The organism is Chitinophaga sp., assembly GCF_035564935.1.
Taxonomy (GTDB): Bacteria; Bacteroidota; Bacteroidia; order Chitinophagales; family Chitinophagaceae; genus Chitinophaga.
In genome coordinates, this window is the sequence record NZ_DATMTE010000156.1 from 1 (window position 1) to 7,601 (window position 7,601).

Below are 7,601 nucleotides of genomic sequence, written 5' to 3' on the forward strand. Positions count from 1 at the left end.
AATTTTCATAGTTAACAGATTTAAGTAATACAACAAACCTAGCGCTAAATAAGTTCCGGCAAAACAGGGTTACCCAAAGGATAGCGGTAACCTCCACGATAGCGGTGTATTATGTATCTTTAGACCGGAAAGAAAAAATGAATGTATGCGAAAAGAAAATTCCACCAATGCTATCAACGGAAAACAGCTGCGCGGCGACTGCGGCACAGCATATACCCTGTCGTTGATCGGCGGTCGCTGGAAGCCCAGCATACTGTGGCGCTTACTGGATGGTAAGCTTCGCTATAACGAACTGAAAAAGTCGATCACCGGGATTTCCGAAAGAGTGCTGGTGTTGCAGCTGAGAGAGCTGGAAAACGACCACCTTGTTAAACGGATCGTATACCCCGAGGTACCTCCGCGGGTTGAATATGAGCTCACCCCTCTTGGCTGGAGTATGGAAAGTATGCTCCAGCATATTTCCGACTGGGGTAATATGCACCGGGAAGACGCCATAGCGCGCCAAAAGCCCAAAGAAAGAACTGTAGCGGCTATGGCCGGTAAAGATTAATAAGAAAGTCCCGCATCCTCCAAAGCGCCGGAAGCGAGAGCCGTCCAGTCGGCATCATGTATGTCCTTTGCCAGGATGGTTGCCAGCCGGTTCTGTACCAGGTTGGCCAGTGGCATCGGCGTATACGACTTCCGCGCTGTTTGCAATACAAGGTCCATATCTTTCAAACCCAATGCAGCACTGAAAGAAGGATTACCGGTAAATTTACGGTCCAGGATCATGGCGCCGTAATTACGGAAAATGGGGCCTGAAAATAATGTAGTGGTGAGCATCTCATAAGCCACCCTGGGATCCACCCCGTTTTTCTCTGCCAATGCAAAGGCCTCCGCCATGAGTTCCATAGCTCCCGCAATCATAAAGTTACCCATAAGCTTCAGCACATTAGCGCTGCCAGCATCTTCCCCAAGATCAAATACATTGCGGGCAAACCCTGCCTGTAATAATGGGCGGATCTTTTCTTTGGCCGCAGCAGGACCGGAAATCACTGCATTCCCAGCTTTTGCCGCTGCCGCATCCGGGCGTGCAAATACCGGCGCCGCAACAAATGTAACCCCACACTGGCTATGGCGCACCGATAGCTCCCTGGAAATATCCGGCGAAACAGTGCTCATGGATACATGAATGCCGCCGTTTCCCAGCGCCGCCAATAACGCATCCGTGGCCACAGCCTCCAATGCCTTGTCATCTGCCACCAGGCTCATTACAATGCCGCCCTTCACCGCCGTTTCTTCCGGGCTGCTTACCAGAACGGCGCCCAATTGCTCTAATGGCAGCGCCTTTTCGCGGGTGCGGTTATAAATTCTTAAGGTATACCCTGCCTTCAGCAGGTTTTCTGCAATGGGGTAGCCCAAATGGCCGGTACCGATAAATCCTATGGTTTCCATAATAGTTCTGATTACTTGATGATTCAAATCTATTATTTCGGGAATGATTGGTAAAATATTTTTCGTTCCACCCTTTCACCACTTTTGGCTTATTTACCGTATTTTAATAGTACCACTTCATAAACCGCCACCGCTATGAGAACAATCCATCAATGGCTGGACGAATACGGCAGCAGCCACCGTAACCATACCAACAAACTGATCCACTGGATTTGTGTGCCCGCTATTTTTTTTAGTATCGTTGGATTTTTATATGCCATCCCCTTACCCATTGGCGGTGTACGCGCCTATATTTCAGTGGCGCATGTGGCGTTACTGTTGCTGATCGTCTACTACCTGCGCTTATCCCCTTCCCTGGCAGGTGGTATGTTACTGATAGGCGTTATCTGTTTATGGTTATGGCGGCTCATAGCACTTACCCCGCTGGTAATATGGCAGGTGGCGCTGTTTATTTTTGTGCTGGCCTGGATCGGGCAGTTTATAGGCCATAAGATTGAAGGCGCAAAACCTTCCTTTTTCAAGGACCTACAATTCCTCCTCATAGGACCGGCATGGCTGCTGAGCTTTATCTATAAAAAAGCAGGCATCCGCCTGTAAAAAAATCAGGCGGCAAGATACAGCCGCAGTATATAACTCATTTCATAGAGGATAAGTCCAATAACCAGCGCCCCGTGAAAGATACGGTTACTGGTTTTGATGGCCATCAGGCAAAGGGCAATATGCAGGATATTGCGGATGGGATATTCTATCCCGAAATGATGAAAATAATCGTGCCCTTTTATGAGCGTATCCACCACATCTGCTATAAACGAAAATGCCAGTACGCCAAAAAACCACTTTCGCCTTGAGTAAAAATAATCCTGGTAGCCTTTGTAATCTTTCAAATCATCGGGGTATAGTAATGCACAGAGCAGGAAAAATGTGGTAATATAGGAGATGATAAAGATGTATTCCGGGAAGGTCCATTTCCGGATCGTGTGCAACGGCATCTCCCACCACCAGAAATGTACCAGCAGCACAAAGATGTAGGCTACCCATGAAAGATGTATCCAGTAAGGCTTTTCCCGGTCGGGATGCTGAATGAATTTGGCAGTGCCTTTAAGCAGGTGTGCAATGCTGAGGCTCAGGATAAATCCTATTACCATTCTTACATGGCCGAATGTTTCCATAGCGGGGCGTTTCTATGAATTTAATTCATTGCGCCTGAAAAAACAAAAGCCCCGATTAAGATCGGGGCTTATTTACCTAAACCTACAACTGTTACACTGTTATTGCAACAATATTTTTATGTTGAAAACTGTTTCCGTTAGTGCATAGCAGACGGATCCAGTTTCGCAGCTTTCTTAGCTTTCACCATCAATACAAAAGGTACACAGATAAGGAACAGGATGCCCAGGTACAGGAACACATCCATATAAGATAATATGGCGGCCTGTTTGGTAACACTGTAATCCAGTAATTTATAGCCGGAATTTAATGCCTGGTGAGGATCCATTCCTTTGGCCCCGAATGTGTGCTGTAATCCGTTCACACGGTTAATCACATCAGGGTTGTTGGTATCCAGTTTGGCTACCAGGTCGCTGCGGTGCAGCATATTCTGGCGGGCCATAAATGTAGTGATCAAAGCCACCCCAAACGATCCGCCCAGCTGGCGCATCATACCTGTAAAGGCTGCGCCCTGGCCAATCTGTTGTCCTTTCAAACCTGACAGCGACAACGTGGTGATAGGAATAAAGAGTAAACCCATACCAATACCACGAACAATCAGCATCCAGAAAAAGGCGTCTGAACCGGTATCTGCCGGTGTGATAATTTTATATCCCCAGAAACAGAAAACAAAGAACAGGAACATGCCACTTGCCACGAGGTATTGCTGCGGAATGCCTTTTTCAAGCATTTTACCTATCAGCGGCATCATCACCGCGGTAGTTAACGCCGCAGGGATCATGAGCATACCGGATTGCGTAGCGGTCCATCCAAGGGAACCTTGTGTATACAGCGGGATGATGAAAGTGGAACCATATAACCCGAAGCCCATAATGAACGACAAAATGGTACCAACCCGGAGGTTCCCGTTTTTAAGCACCCTCAGTTCCACGATGGGGTTCTTATAGGTAAGCTCGCGCCATACAAAAAAGAAGAGGGCGAGTACACTGGTTACTGTTAAGGCAGTAATAGTGGCGTCATTAAACCAGTCGTCTTCCTGTCCGCGTTCCAATACAAACTGCAAACAGCCTACCATCACAGCGAGGAGCCCTATGCCCAGGAAGTCGATCTCTGATACGGCTCTTTTTTCACCATACTTCGGGCTGCGCACAAACTGCAGCGTAAGCAGGGTGGCAATTACACCGATAGGAATGTTGATGTAAAAAATGTAAGGCCAGGAGTAGTTGTCTGTGATATAACCACCTAACGGCGGGCCTAAAGTGGGACCAATAATTACACCCAATCCGTAAATGGCCTGGGCGATACCGCGTTTTTCAGGCGGGTAACTTTCGGTGATAATTGTTTGAGAGGTTACCAGCAATGCACCTCCCCCCAGGCCCTGTATGAAGCGGAATATGATCAGCTCCCACATTACGCTTGCGTTACCGCAAAGGAAGGAGGAAACGGTGAATATAATAATAGACGCCGCGAAGTAGTTACGACGACCAAATTGCTGGGATAACCAGCTGGTCATCGGTACTATAATTACGTTACCGATAGCATAGGCGGTAATGACCCATCCGATTTCACTGAGTGTAGCACCCATGTTACCACGCATGTCATTCAACGCCACATTTACGATAGTGGTATCCACTATCTCCAGCAAAGCGCAAAATATAGCGGTGATAGTGATAATCACCCTGCGCGAGCCGTATTCTACCAATGATTCTTGTTGCATGCAGCACTTATATTTTGAATGAAAACAACGGTACCCCGAGTTAATAATTAATGATGAACATGACCTTTCTGTTGATGATCTGTTAGAGCTAATCGATTACGCCTGTCTGTCAATTTTTGCATGGTTCCCACTAATTATTAACTCCGGGTACGTTGCTGTTCATTGATATGATTAGTTGAGATGCACGTCTACCAGCACGTTCATACCCGGGCGCAACTGTTTTATCAGTTCATCGTTAGGGTTATCGAACTCAATTTTTACCGGTAAGCGTTGCACTACTTTTACGAAGTTACCGGAAGCGTTATCCGCAGGCAGCAGGGCAAATTTAGAACCTGTAGCCGGGGAGAAGGACGTTACTTTTGCTTCCAGTCCTTTTTCGGGATAAGCATCAATATGTACGGTTACTTTCTGACCCAGTTTCATTTTATCGAGCTGTGTTTCCTTGAAGTTGGCCACTACCCACGGCGTAGTGCTCAGTACTACGCTGAACAGCGACTGTCCTGCTGTAACAAACTGGCCGGGTTGTACAAAGATCTTTGACAGCACACCGTCTTCCGGAGCGAGGATCACCGCGTAAGACAGGTTCAGTTTTGCATCTTCCACATCTGTTTCACGTTGTTTGATACCTGCATTGGCAATGTTGATCTGCTTGGAGGTAGCGCCGCTCTGGGAAGCAACTACATGCGTCTGACGGCTGGCAGCAGCTTTTTGCTGAGCCAATACATCGAGCTGACGTTCAGCGGTTTGTTTGGCAGCAGAAGCCTGCTCAAATTCCTGTTGGGTGATAGAATGATCTTTGATCAGGTTGGCATAACGCTCGTAATCCTGGCTGGCTCTCCAGAGGTTTACTTTGGCAGCTTCGATCTGTGCATCAATGGTGCTGATCTGTGCCTGCGCTGTGCTGATACCTGCTTCTGCAGCTACTGTAGAAGCCTCGGCAGCACCCAGGTTAGCCTGTGCAGCATAAAGGGCGTTTTCTGCCGCCTGTACTTTAATGGCCAGGTCGCGGTCGTCCAGGACTACTAATGTATCGCCTTTCTTCACGAACTGGTTATCTTTCACTCTTACTTCTTTCACGTAACCGGATACACGGGGTATAACAGGGCTTACATTGGCATCTATCTGCGCGTTATCAGTTTCTTCATGATGTAGGGCATGAATATATTTAGTGATACCAAATGCGCCGCCACCAAGTACCAGCACTGCCAGCACTATGACGAATCCCTTGCTTTTCTTTTTAGGCGCGGTTGTTTCCTGCATGTTTATATTGTTAGTAGGTTTTGTTTGAGTTTGCGTTTCCACGGCTTTGATATTTATTGGTTTGCGGTATTATTTTTTGTTGGATTCCAGTAAACCGGCAGACTGTAACAGCTTGTTATAAGCTACCAGTGCATCGGCCTTTGCATACGCATAGTTGAGGTGCGCCTGCAAATTCGCTACATCGGCATCCAGCAGATCTGTGGTAGTAGCCAGGTTGTTATCGTGTTTATTCTTCGTGATCCGGTAATTTTCTTCCGACTGTTCTATCGCCTTAATATAAGTGTCCATTTTCTTATGACTCAGGAGGTAGTTTTCGTAAGATTGGTATACGTCGAGGTGGATACCATCCACGAGCTTGGCCTCATTGGCCTGTACTTCCGCCAGTTGTGCCTTTGCGTAGTTCACTTTCGTACCTGTTTTCCAGAGGGAAGAGAGATTATATTTTAACCCTACACCGGCTGTCACCGCATTGGTGATCGTTACCACGTTAGGGATATAAGCCGCCACGTATCCGCCGGTTACAGCGAGTGAGGGGAAATAATCGGCCTTTGCTCCTTTTATACCGGCATTGGCTGCTTTCTCCCTGGCGCCCAGCGAAGCCGCATCTTTACGGTTCTGGTAAGCCAGCTGTTCAAACTCTGATACGCCGCGTTCATCTACTTTATTATCTACCTGGAAAACGGTGCTGTCTACCTGGATCACTGTATTATCCGGCAGGCCCAGCATGATGTCCATATTCAGATTGGCCACTTTCAGGTTGTTTTCGGCGTCCATCAGTGCCACTTCGTAATTGGATTGCTGCAGTTCTGCTTTTAAGAGATCGTTACGGGCAAGGAGACCGTTCTTTTCTTTATTGGAAAATTCCTTCACCCTTTCATCCGACTGCCTGATATTTTCCTGCACCAGTGCTACTGCAGCTTTTGCTTTATAAAGGTTGCTGTAGGCAGCAATGGTGTTCTGGATCACATCTTCACGGTCTTTATCCACGTCCAGGCGGGCGGCTTCTGCCAGGTAACGGGCAGATTCTTTACCACTCTGGAGCTTTCCGCCGGCGAAGATCGGCAGTGTTACATTTGCCATCCCATATGCAGCCTGGTTCACTTTAGGGCTTTCGGTTTTGGTTCCTCCGTTATTATCATCTCCCATTTTCAACTTCAGGTCAAGATTCGGTTGTGTAAGCCTTAGATAAGAACCTGAAATGCTTACATCCGGCAACTGGCCTTCATTGGCTTCTTTCAGTGAGGCGGTGGCCTGTTCTACTCTTGCATGGCTCACCTTCAATTGTTTGCTGTTTTGTATACTCAGCGATATGGCTTCATTTAACGAAAGCGGTTTTACGCTCTGTTGTGCGGATGCTGTCTGAAAGAAAAAAGTCAGCAGGATTCCCGATGCAAGCGCATATAATCGTGTGTATATGCTTTTAGAATTCATGTTTTAGGATTGCTTTGAACAATTTTTTTAAATGTGTACTTACTCTGTTTTTCACAGACTCCCTGTATTCATCGTCGTTCAGATCTTCCACCCCGGAGCTGCTTCTTAATATATGCTGGGCAGGTATTACCTGGTGAATAGTCCCGAATAATGTGGTCATCAGCATTTCCACGTCCACATCTTTATAAAAGATGCCCGCCTCCTGGGCGCGTGTAACAATGGGGCGCATCAAACCGAGCATTTCTCCCTTTAGTTGCCAGATAAGATCCCTTATGGGACTTTGCTGGCTGTTCAGCTGTTCGCGGCTCATAATGCATTGGAAATATTGCTCTCCAAGCATTTTATTGACGAACCGGTCGATCAGGCTGTTTATTTTCTCCAGTGGCTCCATCGTATCGTTCTCCAATAATTCATTGATGAACTTCCGGGAAGCTTCCAGCCTGTATTTGAAAATAGTTTCCAGCAATTTGTCTTTCGAACCAAAATAATAGGAGATCATGGCGATGTTCACATCTGCTTCCTGTGCTATATCCCTTACCGATGTGCCATGAAAGCCCTGATCGGCAAATAGCCGCTCCGCAACCTTTAAAAT

Annotated in this window: 8 protein-coding genes; 2 read left to right on the plus strand and 6 right to left on the minus strand. The window is 47.1% G+C overall.

Annotation, left to right across the window (positions count from 1 at the left end; translation table 11 throughout):
• Window positions 1-145: 145 nt before the first annotated feature.
• Complete coding sequence (locus VN105_RS04210) at window positions 146-550, plus strand: helix-turn-helix domain-containing protein (protein ID WP_325638242.1); 405 nt, start codon at window positions 146-148, stop codon at window positions 548-550.
• On the opposite strand, the gene VN105_RS04215 is transcribed toward VN105_RS04210, so the two are convergent.
• Window positions 547-1,434 carry an NAD(P)-dependent oxidoreductase gene (locus VN105_RS04215; RefSeq protein ID WP_325638244.1) on the minus strand — a complete coding sequence of 296 codons (888 nt, stop codon included), beginning with the start codon at window positions 1,432-1,434 and terminating at the stop codon, window positions 547-549. The genes VN105_RS04210 and VN105_RS04215 overlap by 4 nt on opposite strands.
• 135 nt (window positions 1,435-1,569) lie before the next feature.
• On the opposite strand from VN105_RS04215, the gene VN105_RS04220 reads away from it, so the two are divergent.
• Entirely contained in the window at window positions 1,570-2,031 is a 462-nt protein-coding gene (locus VN105_RS04220) for a DUF962 domain-containing protein (RefSeq protein WP_325638246.1), read from the plus strand.
• A 5-nt stretch (window positions 2,032-2,036) separates the two neighbouring features.
• Here the strand turns inward: VN105_RS04220 and VN105_RS04225 are convergent, their stop codons facing one another.
• The 5 genes from VN105_RS04225 to VN105_RS04245 all read right to left on the minus strand — a co-directional run.
• Entirely contained in the window at window positions 2,037-2,603 is a 567-nt protein-coding gene (locus VN105_RS04225) for a hypothetical protein (RefSeq protein ID WP_325638248.1), read from the minus strand.
• A 137-nt stretch (window positions 2,604-2,740) separates the two neighbouring features.
• Complete coding sequence (locus tag VN105_RS04230; RefSeq protein WP_325638250.1) at window positions 2,741-4,318, minus strand: DHA2 family efflux MFS transporter permease subunit; 1,578 nt, start codon at window positions 4,316-4,318, stop codon at window positions 2,741-2,743.
• Window positions 4,319-4,489: 171 nt separating this feature from the next.
• Window positions 4,490-5,620: an HlyD family secretion protein gene (locus tag VN105_RS04235; protein WP_325638252.1), complete on the minus strand. Its 1,131-nt coding sequence runs from the start codon at window positions 5,618-5,620 to the stop codon at window positions 4,490-4,492.
• A 27-nt stretch (window positions 5,621-5,647) separates the two neighbouring features.
• Window positions 5,648-7,009 carry a TolC family protein gene (locus VN105_RS04240; RefSeq protein ID WP_325638253.1) on the minus strand — a complete coding sequence of 454 codons (1,362 nt, stop codon included), beginning with the start codon at window positions 7,007-7,009 and terminating at the stop codon, window positions 5,648-5,650.
• Window positions 6,999-7,601 (minus strand): TetR/AcrR family transcriptional regulator (locus VN105_RS04245; RefSeq protein ID WP_325638255.1); only part of this gene is annotated, 603 nt, incomplete at its 5' end. The genes VN105_RS04245 and VN105_RS04240, both read right to left, overlap by 11 nt.